This window comes from Kribbella sp. NPDC043289 (genome assembly GCF_056436705.1).
Window position 1 is genome coordinate 81,332 of record NZ_JBWKCB010000003.1, and the last position, 23,754, is coordinate 105,085.

Below are 23,754 nucleotides of genomic sequence, written 5' to 3' on the forward strand. Positions count from 1 at the left end.
CGGCCGGCCGGAGTCGCTGACATGGCGCCCCACGAACAGGTCACGGTCGGCCTCGTCGGCGCCGACCAGATCGTGCACCGGACCATCGACCTGGGCCGCGAGCTGGACAACCCGGCACTGCGCCTGGTCACTGCCGTGTACGCCGACGAACTCGACGCGCACGAGCAGGCGATGCGGATCGCGTCGCGGGTCGACGTCTTCCTGTTCGCCGGCCCGCTGCCGTACGACATGGCGGTCGCGGGCGGGCTGCCGGTCCCGGCGACGTACGTGCCGAGCGGCGGGCCCGCATTGTTCTCTACTTTGCTCCGCGGCGTGCTGGAGAAGGTCTTCGATCCGGCCCGGATCAGCGTCGACACGATGTCGCGGCGTGATCTGACGCTTGTCTACGAAGAGGTCGGCCTGAGCGCGTCCGGCGTACGGCTGAAGGAGTACACCGGACCGGAGTCGGCCGCGGAGTTCCTCGGCTTCCATCGCTCCCTGTACCAGCGCGGTCGGACTACCGGTGCGGTGACGACGGTGCCGACCGTCGACGTCGCGCTGCGCGAGGCCGGCGTACCGACCCTGCGGATGACGCCGTCGTCGATGACGATCCGGCAGGCGCTGACGACCGCGATCCTGATGGGCGGCGGCGCCAAGCTCGAGGAGTCGCGGATCGTCACGATGATCGTCCGGGTGCCGGCCGCTTCCCTGCCGGCGCACGCCAGCGCGAGCGCGTACTGGTACCAGGAGCTGAAGCTGTCGCTGCACCGCGAACTGCTGCGCGACGCCCGGCCGATGGACGCCGCGGTGGTGCCGCGCGACGAGCACAGCTTCCTGATCGTCACGACAATGGGCTCGCTGCGGCTGGCCACCGACAACTTGTCGATGGCCCCGTTCCTGGACCGGATCTCCGAGGAGCTCGGGATCCGGCTGGAGGTCGGCATCGGGCTCGGCACGTCGACCCGCGAGGCGGAGGTGAACGCCCAGTCCGCGGTCGACAAGGCAGCGGGCGGCGGCACCGCGTTCGTGGTCGGTCCGCACGGCTTCGTTCTGCAGGTCCCCGGCGAACGCGCCCGCGCCGCCGAGCGACCCGTGCACGAGGACTCGCGGGCCCTACAGATCCTGGCCTCGCTGGCCGAGCAACTGGAGAAGGCGAACGACACCGAGCGGATCGTCGACGCGGAGCGGGTCGCCGAACTGCTCGGCGTCACACTCCGAACCGCGCGCCGGACCCTGAGCACACTGGTCGACGAAGGACTGGCCTGGCCGATGCCGCCACCCCGCTCGAACAAGCTCGGCCGACCGCCGCGGCCGTACCAATTACTGGTCGAGAAGCTCCCCCGTTAGTTATTACGGTCGTCCATAACAGCTATTTAGGTCTTGCCGAAGGTGAATGCCTGGGGCAGGGTAGTTCGCGTGCCAGAACCTCTTCCTGCAGTCGCAGTGGTGGACGACCAGGTGGCGATCGAGCGGGCCCACCAGGCGGGTCAGGACGCCTGGTGGGTCTACCTGACCGAGGTGCTCGGACATCTCCGGCTGCCCTACCGCTCGATCTCCCCGGACGCGGCGGCCACGCCGCCCGACGACGTCTCCGTGCTCGTCTTCGCGACCACCCCACAGTCCGAGCCGTCGAGCGCACTCGAGCAGTGGGTGCGTGACGGCGGTGCGCTGATCATCGTCGGCGATCCCGGCCCGACGTCCACGCTCGCCGGCGTCACGGCGTACGAGACCGTGCTGGAGGACCACGTCACGGTCGCTGACAGCTCGGTCTGGTCGTCCGTGCCACCGATCCCACTCCATGCGCATGGCGGGAGCCGGCTGACCAGCGAGAATGTTGAGGTCCTCGCCCGCTGGCAGGACGACACCGCCGCGGTCACCCTTCGCCGCCTCGGCGCGGGCGTCGTCCTGACATACGGCGTCGACCTGTGGCAGAGCATCGTCCGGATCCAGCAGGGGTACGCCGTCAGCGCGGACGGCGTACCGGCCGCGGACGGAACCGCGCCGATCGACGACGGTCTTCTCAAGTGCGAGGACGGGATGGCGCTCAGCTTCGAGCGCGACCGGGCGATGCCACCGGGCGAGCCGGACCACGTCACGCCGTACGAGCACACCTATCCGCCGCCGAGCGCCGTACCGATGTTCGACCAGCCGCAGGCAGACTGGTGGTGCGCGCTGTTCGCGCAGAGCCTGTGGTGGAGCGCCGAACAGGCCGGCGCCACGGTGCCCTGGCTCTGGTACTGGCCGTCCGGTGTCGACGCCGTCGCGCACATGTCGCACGACTCGGACGGCAACGTCGAGGACGAGGGCCAGGCGGCCATCGACGCGTTCGCCGAGGCCGGCGTCTCCGTGACCTGGTGCCATGTCTTCCCCGGCGGGTACTCCACTGATCTGTACGCCGCGATCACCGCGGCGGGGCACGAGAATGCCCTGCATTACAACGCGATGGGCGACGCCGACCTCGCGGTGTGGGGCTGGCCGCAGATGCGCGCGCAGTACGCCTGGGCGCAGGCGGTGACCGGCACCGAACAGATCATCTCGAACAAGAACCACTACACCCGGTGGGAAGGGTGGACCGAGTTCTACACCTGGTGCGAGCGGCTCGGTGTGCAGATCGACGAGTCCCGCGGGCCCAGTAAGCAAGGTGACGTCGGCTTCCTGTTCGGAGCCGCGCACGTGTCGTTCCCGCTGGCGCCGGTTGCTGAGGGCAACCGGTTCTACGACGTACTGAACCTGCCGCTGCACACCCAGGATCTCGCGTGGGCCGGGCATGCCGCCGTCCGCGACGTGATCCTGGACGGCGCGCAGGCGGTGCACGGCGTCGCGCACTTCTTGTTCCACGGGCCACACCTGCACCGTCGTCCACCGACCCGCGCAGCGTGTATCGCACTCGCCGAGGAGGCCCGGCGGCGCGGGATGCCGTGGTGGACGGCCGGGCGGATCAACGACTGGGAGCGGAGCCGACGTGGCGTCGCCCTCTCGGTCGAGGCGCACCCGGACGGTCTCGCGGTACGAGCGCAGGCGGCCGAGCCCGTACCAGGAGCCGCGCTTCTGCTCGCGATTCCGAACCCTGGGACCGAGCCGATCGTCAAGGAAGGCTCGGGATCGGCGCGCAAGGTGGTCCGCTTCGGCCGGACGTTTGTCGAACTGAGCACGGACATCGTTGCTGGAGACAACAGATGGGTGATCACACCATGATGGCGGATTGGCCGGAGTGGCCGGAGTACGGCGACGACGAGGAGAAGGCACTGCTGGACGTCCTGCACTCGGGGAAGTGGGGCAGCACCAGCGGGGATGTCGTCGCGACCTTCCAGCAGGAGTTCGCGGAGTACCAGCAGGCCGGGCACGCGGTCTGTCTGGCCAACGGGACTCTCGCGATCGCGGTGGCGTTGCGCGCCGCGGGCGTCGGCATCGGCGACGAGGTGATCGTGCCGCCGTACACGTTCATCGCGACCGCCTCGGCGGCGCTGTTCGTGGGAGCGGTGCCGGTGTTCGCCGACGTGGATCCGGACACGCACCTGCTGGATCCGGTCGCGACCGAGGCCGCTGTCACTGAGCGGACCAAGGCGGTTGTCGTCGTCCATCTCGCCGGCCGGCCCGTGGACCTGGACGCCTTCACCGCACTCGGCGCCCGGCACGGCCTGACGATCATCGAGGACGCGGCGCAGGCCCACGGAGCGGCGTACAAGGGACGACCGGTCGGCGCGATCGGGGATCTCGGCACGTTCAGCTTCCAGAGCAGCAAGAACATCACGGCCGGCGAAGGGGGCGCCGTACTCACCGACTCGCCGGAGCTGGCCGGGGCGGTGTACTCGCTGGTGAACGTCGGCCGGGTGCCGGGTGGTGGCTGGTATCAGCATGAGGCGGTCGGGTACAACCTGCGGCTGACCGAGTTCCAGGCGGCGATCCTGCGCGTCCAGCTCCGCCGGCATCCGAAGCTGCAGGAGATCCGGGAACGCAACGCGCGCTTGCTTACGGAGCTGTTGGGGAAGGTCGACGGCATTCAGCTTCCTCCGGAGGACCCGGCGATCACGGCCCACGGCCGCCACCTGTTCATGCTCCGAGTCCCCGGCCAACGCGACGCCGTCCTTGAGTCTCTCAAGGAAGCCGGCCTCACCCGAGCCTCCTCCGGCTATGTCCCTCTCCATCGCAACGCCGCCGTACTCCGCGAGTCCCAAGCAATCACGGACCGCCTCGGCCAGCCCTACCCCGAACCAACCTGCCCCAACGCCGACACAGTCTCCAAAGACACCATCTGGCTCCCCCAGCCCTACCTGTTAGGCACCGAGCCCCAAACCCAAGCCATAGCAACCGCAATCACCACCGCAGCAACCCCATAAGCCACCCGCCTGGGGAGGATCTTGCACCCAAAACGGCCGGTAATCCTCCCCAGTCCCGGTACTACGAGAGACGCGCGGGATGATGCCGGCGGACGAGCGGGCCAGCACTCGCTCAGCACGCGTGGGTCGTTCTCGTCTGCTGGCGAGGGGGACGCAATCGCAGCCGCGAGTTCGCACCCGCGTCGGCGACAGCCGCCGACTCGCGTACGGCGCTCACTCGGCAGACGCGACGCGATCACGGCAACGGGATCATGAACGTGCGGGACTGGGGAGGATCTTGCACCCAAAACGGCCGGTAATCCTCCCCAGTCGCGGTGCTGCGGGAACGCGGGGCCAGGCGGACGGGCGGGCAAGCGCCTGCTCAGCACGCTTGGGTCGTTCTCGTCTGCTGGCGAGGGGGACGCAATCGCAGCCGCGAGTTCGCACTCGCGTCGGCGACAGCCGGAGACTCGCGTACGGCGGTGGGCCGGGGTGAGTGGGAGCGCGCGGAGCGGGCGCGGTGAGGGCATCGCGGCGTAGGAAGCACACGCCCAGCACGCGTGGGCGATTAGGACTGGCGGATGGGGAGGACTGCGGAGAGGAGTTGTTGGGTGTAGTTGTCTTGGGGGGAACGGAACAGGGTCTCGGTGGTGGCTTCTTCGACTACTTGGCCCTTGTTCATCACGGCGACGCGGTCGGCTAGGCGTTCGACCACCGCAAGGTTGTGCGAGATGAACAGGAACGACAACCCGAGACGATGCCGTAGGTCGGTGAACAGTTCCAGGATCTGCGCCTGGATCGAGACGTCCAGTGAGGATGTCGGCTCGTCGCACACCAGGAGGTCGGGTTCCAGCGCCAGCGCCCGCGCGATCGCGATGCGCTGCTGCTGACCGCCGGAGAACTGCCGCGGATAGAGCTCCGCGTGGCGCGTATTGATCCCGACCAGATCGAGCAACTCGAGCGCCTTGGTACGCCGGGACTTCTGATCCCCCCGTTGGTGCAGCCGCAACGGCTCCATCACGTTGCCGATGGCACTGAAGTGCGGCAGGAGTGAACCGTACGGGTTCTGGAACACCATCTGCATCCGCGGCCGCAACACCCGCAACTCGCGCGGCGGAAGCGTCCCGAGATCCTTCCCGTCGAACGAGACCCGCCCCGACGTAGGCGTCTGCAGCCCCATCACGAGCCGAGCCATCGTCGACTTACCACTGCCACTTTCGCCAACCAGGCCGAGCGTCTCACCACGGCGTACCGTCAGCGAGACGTCGTCGACGGCGCGTATCTCGCCGGCGCGGGTCCGGAAGATCTTGGTCACGGACTTGGCGCGGACCAGTTCGTCAGGCATCGACGGCCACCTTCCAGCACGCAGCGTCCCGGCCGGGACCGATGGTCAAGGTCTCTTGTTCGGTTCCGCACTTCGGCAGTTCGGCGCGGGCGCAGCGCGGGTGGAACGGGCAGCCGTCCGGGCGCCTGGTCAGGTCGGGTGGGCTGCCGGGGATCGGCCGCAGCGGCAGGTCGCGGCCGCCGACCTCGACGCCGGACCCGAGCAGCCCGACGCTGTACGGGTGCCGCGGGTCGTCGAGCAGCCGGTCCATCGGTGCCCGCTCGACCACGCGACCGGCGTACATCACCACCGCGTCGTCGCAGAAGTAGCGCGCGACGCCGAGGTCGTGGGTGACCATGATGACGCCGGTACCGCGGTCCTTCAGGTCCTTGAGCAGGTCCAGGATCTGCCGCTGCACGGTGACGTCCACGGCGGTGGTCGGCTCGTCGGCGATCAGCAGCGCCGGCTCGGTCACCATCGCCATCGCGATCATCGCCCGCTGCCGCATCCCGCCGGACAGCTGGAACGGGTAGGTGCGGATCCGTTTCTCGGGGTCGGGGATGCCGACGTCGCCGAGCGCCCGGACCGCGCGTTTCCGCGCTTCCGCCTTGGTACACAGGCCGTGCCAGAGCAGGTGTTCGGTGAGCTGCCGCTCCAGCGTCAGCGTCGGGTTCATCGCCTCCATCGCGCTCTGGAACACCATCGCGATCTCGCGGCCGCGGATCCGGCGCAGTTCCTTCTCACCGATCGACAGCAGATCGCGACCGTCGAACATCGCCTGGCCGCCGATGACCCGGCCGGTCCGCGGCAGGATGCCCATCAGGCTGCGCATGGTGACGCTCTTACCGCTGCCACTCTCACCGACGACCGCCAGCGCCTGCCCTCGGCGTACGTCGAACGACACGCCATCGACCGCGGTCAATGAACCGCCGTCGCGCCGGAACGTCGTCCGCAACCCGCGCACGGACAGCAGGGGCTCCTCGCTCATCGCTGCTCCCCACTCGCGTCGAATGCATCCCGTACGCCGTCGCCGATCCAGGTGAACGCCAGCAGGGTCAGCGCGAACAGCACCGCCGGCGCGACCAGCATGTGCGGCGCCGCCAGCAGGTACCGGCTGCCCTCGCTGATCATCGCGCCCCACGACGGTGTCGGCGGCTGGACGCCGAGCCCGAGCAGCGCCAGGCCCGCCTCGGCGGCGATCGCGGCCGGGATCGCGAAGCTGGTGGTGACCAGGATCGGCCCGATCGCGTTCGGCAGGATGTACCGGATCGCGATCGTGCTTCCCTTGGCGCCCATCGACCGCGCCGCCTCGACGTACTCGCGTTCCTTCAGCGTCATCACCTGGGCCCGGACCAGCCGCGCCTGGGTGACCCAGGACGCGATGCCAATTGCGACCACCAGCGCGAAGATGCTGCGACCGAGCACCGTGACCATCACGACCGCGAACAAGTAGGTGGGGAACGCGTACATCACATCGGTGAAGGCCATCAGGATCTGCTCGACACGGCCGCCGAGGTAGCCGGCGAGCAGCCCGATCGCCAACGCCAGTACGAGCGCGGTCAGCTCAGCGCCGAACGCCACGGTCAGCGCCGTCTGCAAGCCGTAGATCAGTCGACTGAGAATGTCGCGGCCGAGCAGGTCGGTGCCGAGCAGGTGCCCTTCCGAGCCCGGACCGGCCAGCTTGTGCTGGATGTCGGTCTCTTCATAGCCGTACGGCGCGATCAGCGGCGCGGCGATCGCGACGACGATCAGCAACCCGCAGAAGATCAGACTGCCGAACGCCAACCGGTGCTTGCGAAACCGCGACCAGGCCCGCGACCAAGGCCCACGCGCGGTGGTCCCGAGCTCGATCGGTTCGGGTTCGGCGCCGGCCGCGGCCAGTTCGCCGGCCGCCTCGACACCTTCAGTGGCCGTCATGAGACCCACCTCCCACGGTGCGGATCCGGGGGTCGAGGAGCCCGTAGACGAGGTCCACGACCAGGTTGGTCAGCATCAGGATCAGTGCGAAGAACATCGCCGTACCCATCAGCAACGGCATGTCCCGGCTGGCCGCCGCGTTGGCGAAGTACAGCCCGAGGCCGGGGATGCGCAGCAGTGCTTCGACGAACACGGTGCCCGTCATCAACGCTGCCAGCAGTGGACCGGCCACGGTCACCAGCGGGATCAGCGAGTTGCGCAGCGCGTGCCGGACGATGACGGTACGCCGGGGGCCGCCCTTGGCCAGCGCCGCGGTGACGTACTCCTCGCGCAGCGTCTCGAGCATGCTCGACCGCACGTACCGCGCCAGCACCGCGGCCGGACCGAGACTCAGCGCGAGCACCGGCAGAATCAGGTCTTTCGGACCGTTCCAGCCGCCGGACGGCAACAACTTCAGCGTGGCCGAGAACAGCAGGATCATGAACGCCGCGCTCAAGTAGCTCGGCAGCGCGTGCCCGAGCGTGACCACGAACATCGTCGTGTGGTCCGACTTCGAGTTCTGCCGCAACGCCGCGAACACCCCCACCGGTACGGCGATCAGGAGCGCGAGCACGACGGCCAGCACCGCGAGCGTGGCCGAGATCGGGAACGCCTCCGCGATGATGTCCTGCACGTTGCGGCTGGCGTACTTGTACGACGGGCCGAAGTCCCAGACGACCGCGCCCTTCATGAAGATCAGGTACTGCTTCCAGACCGGTACGTCGGCGCCGTACCTGGACTCGAGCTCGCCGACCATCGACTCGGTGCCGACGCCACCGAAGTTGGTGGCGCCGCTGTTCACCCGCTGCAGGTCCGCGAAGTTGCCGGGCGCGAGCTGCAGCAGGGTGAAGGTCATGATCGAGACCGCGACCAGGGACAGCACCAGCCGTACCACGCGCTTGCCGAGGTACACGGCGAGGCCCACGTCACTCCCCTACGCTCAGCGGCTTGAGGTAGAAGTAGTCCGGGTACGCGCGGAGCTGGAGCCCGTGCACCTTCGGTTTGACCGCGTGGAAGAGACTCAGCCAGAGCACCGGCAGGTACAGGTACTGCTCCTCGCGCAGCTTCGCGGCCTGCTTGTACACCTCCAGCCGCTTCGCGTCGTCCGTCTCGAGGTTCGCCTTCTCCACCAGGGCACCGATCTCGCGCGCGGGAGCCGAGGCGTGTGCGGTGAGGACGGCGTTCAGCTGCGCGGTCTTGTCGGCCGGCTTGAGGTTCTTGTCGTCCTGCAGCGCCTGGTACTGCTGCCATTGATCGCTCGGCAGGCTGATCTCCTGCACGTTCTTCGGCGACCACAGCGAGCCCACCATCGTCGGCCACGTCGGCAGCCCGGCGAACGTGCCGTAGTAGAAGCCGATGTAGTTGCCCTTCTGGACCTGCCAGCGCCGCTCGGTGTACACACCGGCCTCGACGTGGTCGACGCTCGCCTTGATACCGAGCTGCTTGGTCCAGCTGTCGACCATCGCGTCGGCGAGCGTCGTGTCCGGTGCGCCGACCAAGATCCGCACCGGCGGCAGGCCCTGTCCGTTGGGGTAACCGGCCTCGGCGAGCAGTTTCTTCGCCTCGGCGACGTCTTCCTTGATCCCGATGCTCTCGTCCCAGCCCGCGGTCCGGCTGGTCACCAGCGAAACGCCCGGTTCCTGCCCGGGTTGTACGCCGGCCAACGTCTTGCGATCCAGCGCCAGCGACAGCGCCTTGCGGACGCGGACGTCCTCCATCGCCTTGTGCTGACTGCGCAGCTTCGCGAGGTACAGAATGCTGTAGTTCGCGGTCTGCTGGAGTTGCTTCGACAGGTTCCCGTCCTTCTGGAACCGCAGTACGTCGGGCCCCGCGAGCTGGACCAGGTCGGTCTCACCGTTCTCGTACGGCACCGTCGCGGTCGCTGCCGCGCTCGGCTCGACCAGGTTGACCTGGATCCGGCCGATCTTGACCTTGTCGCGGTCCCAGTACTTCTCGTTGGGCACCAGGATCAGCTTCGAGTTCGCCACCCACTCGCTCACCGTGTACGGGCCGTTGGACACGTAGTTCGGCGGGTTCTGCCACTCCTTCGGCTTGCCCTCGACCAGATCCATCGGCAGCGGAAGCATCGCCGGGTGGGTGAGCGCGAGCAGGAAGTCCGGGTTGGGGTTGGCGAGCGTGAGGACGAGCTCGTGGTCGCCGTTCGCGTGCACGCCGACCTTCGTCCAGTCGGTCAGGACACCGGCCAGGAAGTCCTGCGCGCCCTTGATCCCGGTCGCGGTCTGATAGCTGTTCGCGCCGAGCGTCGTACCACCGGCCGAACCGCCGGCCGGGGTGAACAGCCGCTTGTAGGTGCGTTCGAAGTCCTGGGCAACGACCGGTTTGCCGTCCGACCACTGGGCGTTGTCGCGCAGCGTGAAGGTGTAGGTCAGGTGGTCGTCGGAGACCTTCCACTCGCTCGCGACGGCCGGCTGGACGCCGTCGCCCTTCTCGTTCTGGGCGACCAGACCCTCGGAGATGCCGCGGCTCAGGATCCACATGCCGTTGGTGATCACCTGCGGGTCGAGCACCTCGACCGGCACGTAGTCGATCGTCAGCGTCGACTTCCCATCGGCGGCGGCCTTGCTGTCGTCGCCGAACAGTCCGCACCCGGTCAACGACCAGCTGCCGCCGATCGCGGCGACGGTCAGGCCGGACCACCGGAGGAAGTCGCGCCGGGTCTGACCGGCAGGGGGAACCGAGCTCGTCCTCGCACGCTTGGTCAAGGGAGTGCCGCCTTTCTGGCGTCCGGAACTCGACTTATGGTCGGGACCGTAGGACCGTCAGGGCGCGAAGTCAACGCTTTACGGCCATAACCGTAATTGGTCTCGACCAGTGGTCGCGGCGGCTACTCCCTTGTCAGGTCAAGGGCGGCTCAGGTGTCAGCTGAAGCGTTCGTACGCCGGCAGCGTCAGGAAGTCGACGTACTCGTCGGCCAGCGCCACCTCGAGGAGCAGTGCGCGGGCGGCGTCGTAACGCTCCGGCGTGCCGAGCTTGGCGATCTCCTCGTCGGCGATGCGTTCGACAAACTCGGTGGTGACGGTTTCGCCGGTGTCGAGGACGACGTGGTCCTGTCGCCACTGCCAGATCTGCGAGCGCGAGATCTCCGCGGTGGCCGCATCCTCCATCAGGTTGAAGATCCCGACCGCTCCGGTGCCCTCCAGCCAGGCGGCCAGGTACTGAACGGCGACGCTGACGTTGTTGCGCAGGCCCGCCTCGGTCACCGCACCGGGCGTGGCGGCGACGTCGAGGAGCTGGTCGGCAGTCACCGAGACGTCCTCGCGGAGCTTGTCGACCTGGTTCGGGCGCTCGCCGAGCACGGAGTCGAAGACGGCGCGGCAGGTCTCGACCATGCCCGGGTGCGCGACCCACGAGCCGTCGAAACCGTCGCCGGCCTCACGGGTCTTGTCGGCCTGGACCTTCGCGAACGCCTGCTCGTTGACGGCCGGGTCCTTGCTCGGGATGAACGCCGCCATCCCGCCGATCGCGTGCGCTCCGCGCTTGTGGCAGGTCCGCACCAGTAGTTCGGTGTACGCGCGCATGAACGGCACGGTCATCGTCACGCTGTTGCGGTCCGGCAACTGGAACGCCGTACCCCGGGTGCGGTGCGTCTTGATCACGCTGAACATGTAGTCCCAGCGGCCGGCGTTCAGGCCGGCGGAGTGCTCGCGCAGCTCGTAGAGGATCTCCTCCATCTCGAACGCGGCCGGGTAGGTCTCGATCAGCACCGTCGCCCGGATCGTTCCGCGCGGGATCCCGAGCGCCTCCTGCGCGGTGACGAACACGTCGTTCCACAACCGCGCCTCGAGGTGCGACTCCATCTTCGGCAAATAGAAGTACGGTCCCTGCCCCCGGTCGAGCTGCAGCTGCGCGCACGCCGCGAAGTACAGCGCGAAGTCCACCAGCGAGCCGGACGTCCGCTCGCCGTCGACCAGGATGTGCTTCTCCGGCAGGTGCCAGCCGCGCGGGCGGACGACGATCGTCGCGAGCTCGGCGTCCGGCTTCAGCGCGTAGCTCTTCGTGTCGGTGCTGAAGTCGATCTGGCGGGTGATCGCGTCGAGCAGGTTCAGCTGGCCGCCGACGACGTTCTCCCAGGTCGGCGTGTTCGCGTCTTCCTGGTCGGCCAGCCAGACCTTCGCGCCGGAGTTCAGCGCGTTGATCGTCATCTTCCGGTCCGTCGGGCCGGTGATCTCCACCCGCCGGTCGACGAGGCCCGGAGCGGCGGGCGCGACCCGCCACTCCGGGTCGTCCCGGATGTCCTTCGTGTCGGTCAGGAACCCCAGCGCGGCTCCGGCCGCGATCTCCGCGACCCGCTGCTTGCGGCGCTCGAGCAGCTCCCGCCGCCGCCCGTCGTACGCGCGGTGCAGCGTCTCGATCAGGCCGAGCGCACGCTCGGTGAGGATCTCGTCGTACCGCTCGTTCATCGGGCCGGTGACATCGACTGACACGGGGAGCTCCTTAATCCAGTACTACGACTTCGTGATCGGTGATCCGATCTACCCCGACCGTAATCCAGCCGTCCTTCTCCTGCACCGCCACCTCACTGCCCTGGACGAGGAGTCGCGCCCGGGCGCCGCTCACGTTGAGCGACACCGTGAACGGTCCGCCGGGGGTGAACTCCTCCAAGCCGCCACGCCACGCACGGGTGATCGGCTTCGACAACACCGAACATGCCCGCCTGGGAGTCGTTCGACGTCACCTCGGTGGAACAGCCCGTCCCCGGCATCGTCGGCCCCGGCCCGTTCGCCGATTACGTGAGCTGAGGCAGGACCTCACGCAGTACGCCGGCATGGTCCTCGGGTTTCGCCAGGCCCATGTTCATCGTGTTGACGCAGAGGTGGGTCGCGCCGAGCTCACGCCAGCCCTCCGCGAAGGCCTGCCAGTCCTGCTCGGGTACGGCGCCCAGCGTCAACCGCGCCTCGATCCCGACGCTCGCCGGATCACGACCCGCCTTCTCGGCCGCCTCGCGGATCATCGCGATCTGCCGCCGCGCGTTCGCGTCCGGTGCCGACTGCGGCATCCACCCGTCACCGATCCGGCCGGTACGTCGCAGTACCGCGTCCGCACCGCCGCCGAACCAAATCGGGATTTCCCTGCCCGGCAACGGGTTCAGGCCCGCCTCCTCGACGTGATCGAAGGCGCCGTCGTACGAGATGACCGGCTCGGCCCACAGCTTGCGCAGCAGTTCGACCTGCTGGGTCATCCGCGCCGCGCGCTTCTCGAACGGTACGCCGAGTGCGTCGTACTCGACCGCGTTCCACCCGATGCCGACGCCGAGCCGAAGCCGGCCACCACTCAGTACGTCGACCTCGGCCGCCTGCTTCGCGACCAGCGCGGTCTGCCGCTGCGGGAGCACGAGCACGCCGGTCACCAGTTCGAGGTCGGTGGTGACCGCGGCGAGGTACCCGAAGAGGACGAAAACCTCGTGGAACAAGGACTTGTCGGTGTACCCGGTCCAGCCCGGGCGGTTCGCCGGGTCCGCGCCGAGCACGTGGTCGTAGGCGAGCACGTGGTTGTACCCGGCCGCCTCCACCGTCGTGGCCCAGTCGCGCACGACCTTCGGGTCCGCGCCGATCTCGAGCTGCGGGAACACCGCACCGATTTTCACTTCGTAGCCTCCGGCAACAAGTCGATCAAGCCCTGAACGGCGAGCTCGAACGGTTCGGTCGACCCGGCCGCCCGCGCCAGCACGTAACCACCCTGCAGTACGGCGGCGATCGTCGCGGCCGTCCGGTCCGCATCCAGCGTCGCCGGATACTCACCGTCCCGCTTGCCCTCCGCAACAACCTCCGCCAACCGCGTCCGCAACCAGGCGAACGTCTCGGCCACTGGTGCCCGCAATTCCGGATCCGCAACCACGTCCGGATCTGCGGTCAACCGCCCAACCCGGCAGCCCTTGAGCACGTCGCGCTCCCGCTCGAGGTACCCACTGATCCGCTCGGTCGCCGACCCGTCCCCGCCGAGCTGCCGCTCCGCCGCTTCCCGCAGGTCAGCCCCGGACCGCTCGATCGCCGCCTTCGCCAACTCCGCCTTCCCCGCGAAGTGGTGATACATACTCCCCTGCCCCGCCTCCGCCGCCCGCTGAATCGCCTTCGGCGAGGTCCCGACGTACCCCCGCTCCCACAACAACTCCTGCGTACTGCGAATCAGCCGCTCAACGGTCTCCATCCGGCCAACTGTACCCACAGGTACAGCAAACCAACCTGTGGTGATTTGGTCGCCGACCGAGGTTCGAGTCTGGTAAGAAATTGACCTAGTGTCCTCAGGACACTCAGTCGACACACCCGATGCCAAGGAGGCCTCTCGTGTCCAAGGTCAGCCGCGCCGGCAGCCGCGCATTCAGTGCTGGTGCCGCCGTTACCGCCGCCGCCTTGCTGGTCGCCGGGTGCTCAGGCAACAGTTCTCCAGGCTTGGGGTCGGCCGGCGCCGACTCCACGCTGGTCTTCGGTATCACCGCGGATCCGACCCAGATGGTCCCGTGGACCAGCACGTCCGAGCAGTCGATCCAGGTGCTCTCGCAGATCTACTCGACCCTGCTCGACACCGACGCGGACCACAATCCGATCGCCGGCCTGGCCGAGCTCCCGAAGGTCTCGGCCGACGGCATCACGTACACCTTCGCGCTGAAGAAGGGCCTGAAGTTCACCAACGGCTCCGCGCTCGACGCCACCGATGTGAAGTACACCTTCGACAAGATCATGGACCCCGACTCCAAGGCCAGCTCGAAGTCGTACTTCGCCTCGGTCGCCAGTGTCGCGGCGCCGGACCCGACCACGGTCGTGGTCAAGCTGAAGAAACCCGACGCGTCGTTCCCGGTCGGGCTGACCGGGGTGAACACCGGGATCGTCCCATCGGACGTCACGGTCGACAGCCTGCAGACGAAACCGATCGGCTCCGGTCCCTACCAGTTCTCGAAGCGGACGCCGAACGAGTCGATCACGCTGCAGCGCAACCCGGACTTCGCCGGTGGCAAGCCGGGCGCGGCCAACCTGGAGTTCCGCATCATCCCCGACGACCAGTCGATGGTCTCGGCGCTGAAGACCGGATCGGTCCACGTGGCGGTCTTCGACAACCCCGTGACGGCCAAGACCGCGACGTCCGACAAGGTGAAGGTCGACACCGTCGCCTCGCTGCAGTACCACGTGCTCCAGCTCCGAGCGACGTCTCCGGCGCTGACGAACGTCAACGCCCGACTGGCGATCCAGTGCGCGATCGCCCGCAAGGAGGTGGTGGACTCCGCCGCGCTCGGCGCGGGCGACATCACCGGGCCGATCACCTCCCCTGAGTTCAAGTCCGACCCGAGCGCGCAGCCTTGCGCGAACCAGGATCTCGCGAAGGCGAAGGACTATCTCGCCAAGGCAGGCAAGCCCGACGGCTTCGCGCTGAACCTGATCACGTCGCAGGGCCTGTACTCCACCGCGGTCAACGAGGCACAGAACGTCCAGGCCCAGCTCGGCAAGGTCGGCATCAAGGTCAACGTGCAGACCCTGGACTCGAACACCTACGTGCAGAAGTGGCTAGCCGGTGACTTCGAGGCCGCCATCGCACAGAACGGCGGCAGCGCCGACCCGAACACCATGTACGCCCGGTACTTCACGTCCACCGGCAGCTACAACAAGGTGGCCGGCTACAGCTCCCCGGAGCTCGACACGTTGTTCGCCGAAGGCATCGCCACCACCGACACCGCCAAGCGGCAGGCGACGTACAAGAAGCTGTCCGACCAGCTCGTGAACAACGCGGCCTGGGTCTGGCTGTTCACGCCGAAGGAGTTCATCGCGGTCAACACCAAGGTCTCCAACTTCGAGGCGCGCAGCGACGCGAGCCTGTCGACGCTCTGGAAGGCCTCGCTGTCCTGATGAACAACGTCCGTGTCCTGGCGCGCCATCCAGTCACGCGACGGATCGGTGAGGCCGTCCTGACGCTGGTGGGCGTGTCCGTGCTGACCTTCGTGCTGCTCCGGGTCGTGCCGGGCAACCAGATCACGGCGTCGTACGGCACCGCCGCCGGTGAGCTGTCACCCGAGCAGGTCCGGTCCCTCGAGGCGTACTACGGCCTCGACAAGTCGCTGCCGGTCCAGTACTTCGACTGGCTTCGCGGAGTCCTGACCGGCAATCTGGGCGTCTCCACCACCTCGCACGTGAGCGTGGCCCAGCTGACCGGGCAGGCGTTGCCGAACACGCTCGAGCTGGCCGTCCTGGCGATCCTGGCCGGCCTCCTCCTCGGTGTGCCGCTGGGCGTGGTCGCCGCCGGCCGCCCCGGCAAGGCACGCGACAACCTCACCCAGCTGGGCAGCCTGCTGGCGTTGTCCGTTCCGTCGTTCCTGCTGGCCACCGTCCTGGCCAGCTGGCTGGCGAACACCTTCGGCTGGTATCCGAACGGCGAGGGGTTCAAGACGTTCGCCCAGGACCCCGGGCTCAACCTGCAGCAGATGATCCTGCCCGTCCTCGTGCTCGGCATCAGCATCGCTCCGCCCGTCCTGCAGACCACGCGGACCGCGATCCTGTCCATCCGGGCCGAGGACTACGTCCGGACCGCGCGGGCCAAGGGTGTGCCCGAGCGCCGCCTGCAGATCCGGCACATCCTGCGCAACGCGCTGATTCCGGTGGTGACGATGACCGGCCTGCAGTTCGGCTTCCTGCTGGGCGGCGCCCTGGTGGCCGAGCAGATCTTCGCGATCCCGGGGATCGGCCGGCAGGTCCTGCTCGGCCTCACCCAGAAGGAGTACGCCGTCGTGCAGAGCACCGTGCTGATCATCGCCACGATGTTCGTGCTGGTGAACCTGCTCACCGATCTCGTCTACCGACTCGTCGACCCGAAAGCGCGGGTCCGATGAGCGCCGAGCTGCACGACGTCCCCGATGTACCGATCGATGCGCCCCGGCGTACCCGGGCCTGGCTGCAGGCGTTCCGGACGCCGGCCGGCATCGTCGGCGTGGTCCTGATGCTGCTCGTTCTCGTCGTCGCGTTGGTGTCGCTGTTCGGCCTGACGCCGTACGACCCCGCGCACCAGAACGTCGCGGACGCGCTCAAGTCTCCCGGCTCGGCGCACTGGTTCGGGACCGACCAGTTCGGTCGTGACGTCTTCTCGCGGGTTGCCTCCGGACTGGCCAATTCGTTGCGGATAGCAATCGTCTCGGTGGCCGCGGCCGCGATCGCGGGGACCGTCCTCGGCGTACTCGGCGGCTACTACCAGGGACTGGTCGACCGGATCGTCGGCGTCGTCACCAACGTGCTCTTCGCGTTCCCGTCGCTGCTGCTGGCGCTCGCCCTGGCCGCGACGCTGAAGCGCAGCTGGGTCACGGTCAGCATCTCGATCGCCATCGTCTACCTGCCGATCTTCGCCCGCGTCGCCCGCGGGCCGGTGCTCACGCTGCGCACCGCCGACTACGTGCTGGCCTCGACCGCGATCGGGCGCAGCCGGTTCTCGACCCTGTTCGAGCACGTCCTCCCGAACATGCGCGGCCTCCTGGTCGTCCAGGTCACGCTGTCGCTGTCCTGGGCGATCCTGACCGAGGCGGCGCTGAGTTTCCTCGGTTTCGGTACGCCGCCGCCGGCCGCGTCGCTCGGCGGCATGGTGTACGACGCCCAGACGCTGACCAGCGTCGCGCCGTGGATGCTGCTGTTCCCGGGGACCGCGCTGATCCTGGCGGTGATCGGCCTCAACCTTCTCGGCGACAGCCTGCGTGCGGCGCTCGACCCCAGGACCGGAGCCCGGTGATGGCCGTGCTCGGCGATGTCGTCGACCGGCTGCTCAGTCTCGGCGGCGAGCACCAGCACCCGGCGAGTGCCATCGCCGGAGTCCGGATCGGCGGCGAGACCCAGGTCCACGCCGGGGGCTGGGCGGTGCTTCCGGGTGCCGAATCGGTCGGCGTACCGATGACTCGCCAACTGTTCCTGGACCTTGCCTCGGTCACCAAAGTCGCCTCGACGACCACGCTCGCGATGTTCCTGATGGCCGAAGGCTCGCTGGATCTCGAGGCGTCGGCGCAGCGGTATCTGCCCGACTTCCACGTCGATGCGACCGTCGAGCAACTGCTGACGCACACAGCCGGCCTCCAGCCCTGGTGGCCGCTGTACTGCGAACCGGGCGACCGCGACGACGCACTGCTCCGCGCTCAGACAGTTCCGCACGCCGCTGCGCCGGGCACGACGTGGAGGTACTCCGACCTCGGACTGATCCTGGCCGGACACATCATCGAACGCATCACGACGCTCGGCCAGGCGGAGGCCTTCCAGAAGCTGATCGCCGAGCCGCTGTCGCTCACCGCGTCGTACGGTCCGATCTCAGCTGATCAAGCCGTCACCAGCGCGGACGGCGACGGCTACGAGTTCGAGATGATCGCCACCGGCCGGCCGTACGCCGTCCCGTTCGCTCCGGACGCGTTCGACGGCTGGCGATGGCGAAGCTTGCGGGGCGAGGTCGACGACGGCAACGCAGCCCATGCGCTGGGAGGCATTGCCGGGCACGCCGGTCTGTTCAGCACGGTCGACGATCTCTTGCTTCTCGGCGCCGCACTCCAGAGTGACGAGCTGCGCGAGGTACTGACGCGATTCGCCCGACCGGCGGCGATCCAGCCGGAGCAGGCGGTCGGGTTCCGGCGTACGCAGATCATGACCGGTGAAGGTCCGCTGACGTTGCTCCAGCACGGTGGTTTCACCGGCACGTACTTCGCCCTCGGACTCGAGCGGCCGATCGTGATCGCCGGCGGGGCCATGCGTCTCTACGGCACGCTCGGCCGGACCCAGTCGGAGATAGGCGCTCGGATGGACGGCTTGGTCACCGGCGCACAGATTCAGGCGACGCTGCTGGACGGCGCCGTACACCTGCTCGATCAGACCGCGAACGAGGAACGATGACCACCATCCTGAAGGTGCGCGACCTGTCGGTGGCCTTCACCACCTCGCGCGGCGAGGTGGAAGCCGTCCGCAACGTCAGCCTCGACGTCGCCGCGGGTGAGACGCTCGCGATCGTCGGCGAGTCCGGCTCCGGGAAGTCGACCCTGGTCGCGTGCGTGAACCGGTTGCTGGCCGACAACGGCCGGATCTCCGGCGGGACGATCATGCTCGGCGATCTGGACGTCACCGCGGCGAGCGAGAAGCGCATGACGGGCATCCGCGGCAACCGCATCGGCCTGGTTCCGCAGGACCCGATGACGAACCTGAACCCGGTGATGAGGATCGGGGCCCAGATCGTCGAGGCACTCGAGGTCCACGGTCTGGCCAAAGGGGAGGCCGCTCGTACTGAGGCGGTCCGGCTGCTCGGCGAGGCGGGTATCAGCGATGCCGAGGCGCGCTTCAACCAGTATCCGCACGAGTTCTCCGGCGGCATGCGGCAGCGGGTGCTGATCGCGATGGCGCTCGCGTGCCGGCCCGAGGTACTGCTGGCCGACGAGCCGACGTCCGCGCTCGACGTGACCGTGCAGCGTCTCGTCCTGGACCAGATGGGGCAGCTCGCGTCCGAGCTCGGCGCCGCCGTACTGCTGATCACCCATGACCTCGCGCTCGCCGCGGAGCGGGCGGATCGGGTCGCGGTGATGTATCGCGGCGAGATCGTCGAGACCGGTCGGGCCGCCGAACTCATCGCGGAACCGCAGCACGAGTACACCCGCCGGCTGCTGGCCGCGGCGCCCGGCATGGCCAGTGCGAAGGTGGCGCCCGCTCGTGCGAAGGAGCCGGAGAACCTGCTGGAGATGACCGGCGCCGTCAAGAAGTACCGCCTCCGTGGCCGCGCCGAACCGTTCCTGGCCGTGGACAACGTCGACCTGGTCATCCCGCGCGGACAGACCGTCGCGATCGTCGGCGAATCCGGCTCCGGCAAATCCACGACTGCCCGTCTCGCCCTGCGGCTCGAGGATGCGGACGGCGGCACCGTTCGGTACCGCGGGACCGACATCTCCGGGTTGCGAGGCAAGGAGCTGATGGCGTTCCGGCGCTCGGTCCAGCCGGTGTTCCAGAACCCCTACGGCTCGCTGGACCCGCGGTACACGATCGCGCAGGTCATCGCGGAGCCGTTGCGGGTGCACAAGATCGGCGACGCCGCAGCCCGCCAGAAGGCGGTGACCGAGCTGCTGGACCAGGTCGCCCTGCCGGCCTCGTTCGCCGACCGCTACCCGCACGAGCTCTCGGGCGGTCAGCGGCAGCGAGTCGCGATCGCCCGTGCTCTCGCGTTGAACCCCGAACTGGTGGTCATGGACGAGGCCGTCAGCGCGTTGGACGTGCTGGTCCAGGAACAGATCCTCGACCTGATGGTCTCGCTGCAGCAGGAGCTCGGGCTCTCGTACCTGTTCATCAGCCACGACCTGGCCGTCGTCCGGCTGGTGTCCCACCATGTCTACGTGATGAGCGCGGGCCAGGTCGTCGAGTCCGGGGACCCGGACACGATCTTCCGGTCCCCGCGCGAGGAGTACACCAAGCAACTGATCGCCGCGATCCCCGGTCACACGCTGACCACAGCCTGACCAGCACGGGAGGGCCAGGCGGCCCTCCCGTGCTGGTGTTCAGCTGATGGTGACGATCTTGTTCACCGTGTACGCCGGGGCGTGGTCGGCGTCGCCCGGGAAGAAGACCCGGTAGGCGATCTGGCCACGCACGGCCGGCTTGATGCCGAACGCGTACTTACCCGACGTGCTCAGCTTGACCGAAGCGATCGACTTCCACACCTTGCTGCCGTACTGCTGCAGGTAGACCGTCTGGCCGGCGTGCGCGGGCGCGACGTACCCACTGAAGGCGGTGGTCGCGCCGAGGCGGATGGACGCCGGCGACAGGGTGGCCGAGATCGTCGGCTTGATCTGGACGGTGACGTCGGCGGTGCGGGTGCCCATCAGGATCCCGTTCCCTGGGAACGTCAGCATGTAGACCGACGACACGAGCGGCTTGTGCGTCAGCGACAGCGTCCCGGTCGACGACGTCTTGAGCGCCGCCAGCAAGGTGAACTTCGACGAGTTCTTCGGCCGGACGTAGACGTTCACCGGCAACCCGGCGTACGCCAGGTTGTCGATCCGCAGCGTGCTGCCCTTGATCGTGATCGCGCCGCCGTAGTTGATCAGCGTCGACGTCACGCTGATCCCCGACTTCATCCCCAGCAACTGCTTCACCGCGGGCTGGGCGCTGTAGTGCCCGGCACGGTCCTTGATCCAGGCGGCATACGTGTACGTCGTACCTTGCGCGAGCCCGGTGTCCTTCACCGAGTACCCTGTGCCCGCGTACACGAGCGTCCCGGTGGCCGTCGTCGGCGCCTTGCTCCCGACATTGCGGCGAATGATCACCTGGTCGAGGTCCGTGGTCGGCGGGATCGTCCACGTCAGGTTGGCGGCCAGATAGGCGCCGACCCCGACGAGTTGCACCGGCCCCGGAAGGCGGTCCTCCGTACTGAACACCGAGGTGAACGGCACCATCGGCACCGTGGGATCGAGCGAGACGACACCGTCGGCGACGATCCGGAACGGCGTTGCCTCAGCGAGCGGGGACGCCGGCGCGATCTCCGCCCGGCGGACGGTGTGGTCGTACGTGACGGTCGTCGGGATCACCGCACCGGTCTTGCCGTTGAGCAGTTTCACGCCACCGTTGACGACACTGTTCTCGTCGACGTTCCGGGGGAAGGTGATCGTGGGTTTGGCAAGGATCGAGACGCCGGAGGACAGATCCCCGGGTTGCGCGTCCACGACCGGGTAGGCGGGGATCGGCGCGGTGCCGCCGGTGCCGACCGCATTGATCAGCTTCAGCGAGTACGCGCGGCTGTCCCGCGAACCGTTGGCGTTCCGGACGGCGATGTACATCGTCTCGGCCGGGACGTTGACGTACGTCGAAGCGGTCAGCGCCTGCGGGATCTCGTACCCCTGGCTGTCCACCGGCGGCTCCGGCTTCTGGACGAACGCCAACGGCTTGAGATTGCTGTCGTACGCCGAGATGACCGGCCCGAAGTTCTGCGCGTAGGTGCCCGAGTCGAACACCGGTCCGGTGAGGTCGATACGCGCCGAGTGCGCGGCGCTCGACGGGAGCTTGTACCAGTCGACATCGCCTTCGACACTGATCGTCCCGGAGACCGCGACGCCGGCGATCAGCTCGCCCGCGCGGGCCGGCTGGTCGTTCTTGTCCGCGGCGCCTTGCGGGAAGTCTGTGGTCCACTTGCCGCCGAGGGCCTGGTAGGCGTCCAGGATGCCCGCGCCGTAGTACGGGTCGGTGCCGCGCGGACCGGCGTCGCGAGCGGTCGCCTTCAGACGCGCCATCACCTGGGCGGGGGTGTACGACGGCCACTTGTCACGGACCAGTGCGGCCACACCGGCGACGATCGGGGACGAGAACGACGTACCCGCGAGGCCGAGCCAGTACGGCTCGTAGCCGGCCGGGGTCTGGTCACGCGGTGCCGTGCTGGTGATGTCGTAGCCCGGGGCGGCGATGTCGACCGCGTCGCCGTAGCTGCTGAAGCTGGTCAGCACGCCGGCCGGGGTCGTGGCACTGACGGACAGGACCTCCGGGTAGGCACCCGGGAAGTGGTTCGACGAGTCGCCGCCGGTGTTGCCGGCCGCGGCGACCAGGACGACACCGGCGTTGACCGCGTTCTTGATCGCGGTGTGCAGGACCGGGTCGTCGCCTTCACCACCGAGCGACATGTTGATCACCCGGACTTTGTTCTTGACCGCCCAGTTGAGGCCATTGATCAAGTTCGTGTCGTCACCCGAGCCGGTGTCGTCGAGCACCTTGATCGGCCGGACCTTCGCGTTCCAGGCCACGCCGGCGATGCCGGTGCTGTTGCCGGTCCCGGCCGCGATGATGCCGGTCACCGCCGTACCGTGCCCGTCGCCGTCGGTCGGCGCGAGCGCCGTGTTGAAGGTGTTGTAGCCCGGCAGCAGGTGGCCGGCCAGATCCGGGTGGCCGGCGTCGACACCGGTGTCCAGGACACCGATCGTCTGGCTGCCCGCGGTCTTCGAGAGATCCCACGCCTTGTCGACGCGCACGGTCGGCAGGTACTTCTGGTAGTTCGCGTACAGCCAGTCGTTCGGGGTCGCGGACTTCCGCCGGATGTAGTTCAGCGAGGCGAGCTCGACGGTCGGATCGGCCTTGACCTTCTTCAGCAGCTCGGGCGCCGGCACGTCACCGGTCACGGTCACGACGTCGGCGGTCACCGACGCCTTGGGCGTGCCCTTGACCTTCGCCAGCGCGGCCTTGCGCGCCGAACTGGTGGCCTTCGGCTTGAACTGCACGATCACCGACTTGGGGTCGTACGCCGGTCCGCTCGCGGTGCCGGGCTGGAACTTCACCCGGCGCACGTTGGGAGCAGCGGACACATCGGCACTACCGGACGAGCTGGTGACGACCACCAGACCGGCCGCGATCACAGCCGCGGACACGACCAGATGCGGTAAACGGGACGGAAACACCACAACTCCCAGGGGCATGACGGGACGGGCCGATGAGATTCGGCCACGGCCTTAAATCGTTCGATTGATCCCAAGCGTTACAACGGACCGCGATTTATGCTTTCCGGGCCGACGACGGTGCTCGCCACCAAATTGTTTCCGCCGGCTCGGCGGTCCGGGCTGGTCGCGCGACCGTGGTTGGCGGAACGTCTGGAAAGGACGCTGACACCCGGTCACCGGCTGACCCTGCTTTCGGCACCGGCCGGTTTCGGACTACTGCGTCGTCAAGCAACGTTGAGGTTGTCATCGTCAAGCGGCTCACCCCTGAAACGGCCCCTTGGCCGCCTGCCTGCGCGCTGTTCAGGGACAACGTCAGTGGTGAACCACCCCGCGGGCTTGCCCCCGCAGGCCCACGACGCGGCGTGGGAGGATCTTCCTCCCGAATCGGGCCACAATCCTCCCCAACCCCGCCCCGACGAGGCAGACCCGGCACGACCGGGGAGCACTACCCACCCAGAACGACCAACACAACTCCCCACACCACCACCGGCACGCTCCCGAAACGACCTCAACCTTGCTTCACAACGCACTACCTCCGCGCCCACTCCGCGGAGCTCGCGCCGTACGCGTCGTTGAAGCGCCGGCTCGCCGCCGAGCACCCGCACGACGGCGCCGCCTACACCGAGGCGAAACTCCCCTGGTTCTGGCAGACCATTCGCCGCGCGGACGAGTGGGCCCAGCGCACCGGATGGGAGTGCGGCCCCAGTGATACATGAGTGGGGGTGGATTGATGTCACACCCGGTGGATGGGCGGTTGTTGGCGTGGA

Annotated in this window: 19 protein-coding genes; 9 read left to right on the plus strand and 10 right to left on the minus strand. The window is 68.3% G+C overall.

Annotation, left to right across the window (positions count from 1 at the left end; genetic code table 11):
• Positions 1-21: 21 nt before the first annotated feature.
• The 3 genes from AC0662_RS18750 (at position 22) to AC0662_RS18760 (ending at position 4,316) form a co-directional block, all read left to right on the plus strand.
• The gene (locus AC0662_RS18750; protein ID WP_478302052.1) at positions 22-1,326 is read left to right on the plus strand and encodes a hypothetical protein; all 1,305 of its coding nucleotides are present in this window, start codon (positions 22-24) and stop codon (positions 1,324-1,326) included.
• Positions 1,327-1,425: 99 nt separating this feature from the next.
• A complete protein-coding gene (locus AC0662_RS18755; RefSeq protein WP_478302054.1) occupies positions 1,426-3,174 on the plus strand; it encodes a polysaccharide deacetylase family protein in 1,749 nt (582 codons plus the stop codon).
• Complete coding sequence (locus AC0662_RS18760) at positions 3,156-4,316, plus strand: DegT/DnrJ/EryC1/StrS family aminotransferase (protein WP_478302056.1); 1,161 nt, start codon at positions 3,156-3,158, stop codon at positions 4,314-4,316. Before AC0662_RS18755 ends, AC0662_RS18760 begins: the two co-directional genes overlap by 19 nt.
• A 547-nt stretch (positions 4,317-4,863) precedes the next feature.
• Here the strand turns inward: AC0662_RS18760 and AC0662_RS18765 are convergent.
• The 9 genes from AC0662_RS18765 to AC0662_RS18805 form a co-directional block, all read right to left on the minus strand.
• A complete protein-coding gene (locus tag AC0662_RS18765) occupies positions 4,864-5,640 on the minus strand; it encodes an ATP-binding cassette domain-containing protein (protein ID WP_478302058.1) in 777 nt (258 codons plus the stop codon).
• Positions 5,633-6,607, minus strand: a complete 975-nt coding sequence (locus tag AC0662_RS18770; protein ID WP_452197175.1) for an ABC transporter ATP-binding protein — start codon at positions 6,605-6,607, stop codon at positions 5,633-5,635. Before AC0662_RS18770 ends, AC0662_RS18765 begins: the two co-directional genes overlap by 8 nt.
• Positions 6,604-7,536 (minus strand): ABC transporter permease, encoded by a 933-nt coding sequence (locus AC0662_RS18775; RefSeq protein WP_452197174.1) that lies wholly within the window; start codon positions 7,534-7,536, stop codon positions 6,604-6,606. The genes AC0662_RS18770 and AC0662_RS18775 overlap by 4 nt, the downstream gene beginning before the upstream one ends.
• Complete coding sequence (locus AC0662_RS18780) at positions 7,523-8,500, minus strand: ABC transporter permease (RefSeq protein WP_452197173.1); 978 nt, start codon at positions 8,498-8,500, stop codon at positions 7,523-7,525. The genes AC0662_RS18775 and AC0662_RS18780 overlap by 14 nt, the downstream gene beginning before the upstream one ends.
• Position 8,501: 1 nt before the next feature.
• A complete protein-coding gene (locus tag AC0662_RS18785) occupies positions 8,502-10,298 on the minus strand; it encodes a peptide ABC transporter substrate-binding protein (protein WP_478302060.1) in 1,797 nt (598 codons plus the stop codon).
• A 156-nt stretch (positions 10,299-10,454) separates the two neighbouring features.
• Positions 10,455-12,020 (minus strand): malate synthase A, encoded by a 1,566-nt coding sequence (aceB, locus tag AC0662_RS18790; RefSeq protein ID WP_478302062.1) that lies wholly within the window; start codon positions 12,018-12,020, stop codon positions 10,455-10,457.
• A 10-nt stretch (positions 12,021-12,030) separates the two neighbouring features.
• A complete protein-coding gene (locus AC0662_RS18795) occupies positions 12,031-12,237 on the minus strand; it encodes a hypothetical protein (RefSeq protein WP_452197170.1) in 207 nt (68 codons plus the stop codon).
• 85 nt (positions 12,238-12,322) lie between these two features.
• On the minus strand, positions 12,323-13,180 hold the full coding sequence (locus AC0662_RS18800; protein WP_478302064.1) for an LLM class F420-dependent oxidoreductase: 858 nt from the start codon (positions 13,178-13,180) through the stop codon (positions 12,323-12,325).
• Positions 13,177-13,740: a TetR/AcrR family transcriptional regulator gene (locus tag AC0662_RS18805; RefSeq protein WP_452197168.1), complete on the minus strand. Its 564-nt coding sequence runs from the start codon at positions 13,738-13,740 to the stop codon at positions 13,177-13,179. Before AC0662_RS18805 ends, AC0662_RS18800 begins: the two co-directional genes overlap by 4 nt.
• Positions 13,741-13,877: 137 nt before the next feature.
• Between AC0662_RS18805 and AC0662_RS18810 the strand changes: the two genes are divergently transcribed.
• From AC0662_RS18810 to AC0662_RS18830, 5 genes are read left to right on the plus strand one after another with little or no spacing between them, the layout of a single operon-like run.
• Positions 13,878-15,428, plus strand: coding sequence for an ABC transporter substrate-binding protein (locus AC0662_RS18810; RefSeq protein ID WP_478302066.1), 1,551 nt, complete (start codon positions 13,878-13,880; stop codon positions 15,426-15,428).
• Positions 15,428-16,405, plus strand: coding sequence for an ABC transporter permease (locus AC0662_RS18815; protein WP_452197166.1), 978 nt, complete (start codon positions 15,428-15,430; stop codon positions 16,403-16,405). Before AC0662_RS18810 ends, AC0662_RS18815 begins: the two co-directional genes overlap by 1 nt.
• Positions 16,402-17,289: an ABC transporter permease gene (locus tag AC0662_RS18820; RefSeq protein WP_478302068.1), complete on the plus strand. Its 888-nt coding sequence runs from the start codon at positions 16,402-16,404 to the stop codon at positions 17,287-17,289. Before AC0662_RS18815 ends, AC0662_RS18820 begins: the two co-directional genes overlap by 4 nt.
• On the plus strand, positions 17,289-18,428 hold the full coding sequence (locus AC0662_RS18825; RefSeq protein WP_478302070.1) for a serine hydrolase domain-containing protein: 1,140 nt from the start codon (positions 17,289-17,291) through the stop codon (positions 18,426-18,428). The genes AC0662_RS18820 and AC0662_RS18825 overlap by 1 nt, the downstream gene beginning before the upstream one ends.
• Positions 18,425-20,029: an ABC transporter ATP-binding protein gene (locus AC0662_RS18830; protein ID WP_452197163.1), complete on the plus strand. Its 1,605-nt coding sequence runs from the start codon at positions 18,425-18,427 to the stop codon at positions 20,027-20,029. The genes AC0662_RS18825 and AC0662_RS18830 overlap by 4 nt, the downstream gene beginning before the upstream one ends.
• Positions 20,030-20,068: 39 nt before the next feature.
• Here the strand turns inward: AC0662_RS18830 and AC0662_RS18835 are convergent, their stop codons facing one another.
• Entirely contained in the window at positions 20,069-22,918 is a 2,850-nt protein-coding gene (locus AC0662_RS18835) for a S8 family serine peptidase (RefSeq protein ID WP_452197162.1), read from the minus strand.
• Between the two features lie 431 nt (positions 22,919-23,349).
• Between AC0662_RS18835 and AC0662_RS18840 the strand changes: the two genes are divergently transcribed.
• Positions 23,350-23,703, plus strand: coding sequence for a GrpB family protein (locus tag AC0662_RS18840; RefSeq protein ID WP_478302072.1), 354 nt, complete (start codon positions 23,350-23,352; stop codon positions 23,701-23,703).
• Positions 23,704-23,754 lie beyond the last annotated feature (51 nt).

Bases quoted from the DNA above. Each gene is read 5' to 3' on its own strand.
- AC0662_RS18770 (WP_452197175.1), bottom strand. From the start codon at position 6,607: ATGAGCGAGGAGCCCCTGCTGTCCGTGCGCGGGTTGCGGACGACGTTC.
- AC0662_RS18750 (WP_478302052.1), top strand. From the start codon at position 22: ATGGCGCCCCACGAACAGGTCACGGTCGGCCTCGTCGGCGCCGACCAG.
- AC0662_RS18815 (WP_452197166.1), top strand. From the start codon at position 15,428: ATGAACAACGTCCGTGTCCTGGCGCGCCATCCAGTCACGCGACGGATC.
- AC0662_RS18775 (WP_452197174.1), bottom strand. From the start codon at position 7,536: ATGACGGCCACTGAAGGTGTCGAGGCGGCCGGCGAACTGGCCGCGGCC.
- AC0662_RS18805 (WP_452197168.1), bottom strand. From the start codon at position 13,740: ATGGAGACCGTTGAGCGGCTGATTCGCAGTACGCAGGAGTTGTTGTGG.
- AC0662_RS18765 (WP_478302058.1), bottom strand. From the start codon at position 5,640: ATGCCTGACGAACTGGTCCGCGCCAAGTCCGTGACCAAGATCTTCCGG.
- AC0662_RS18760 (WP_478302056.1), top strand. From the start codon at position 3,156: ATGGGTGATCACACCATGATGGCGGATTGGCCGGAGTGGCCGGAGTAC.
- AC0662_RS18830 (WP_452197163.1), top strand. From the start codon at position 18,425: ATGACCACCATCCTGAAGGTGCGCGACCTGTCGGTGGCCTTCACCACC.
- AC0662_RS18825 (WP_478302070.1), top strand. From the start codon at position 17,289: ATGGCCGTGCTCGGCGATGTCGTCGACCGGCTGCTCAGTCTCGGCGGC.
- AC0662_RS18820 (WP_478302068.1), top strand. From the start codon at position 16,402: ATGAGCGCCGAGCTGCACGACGTCCCCGATGTACCGATCGATGCGCCC.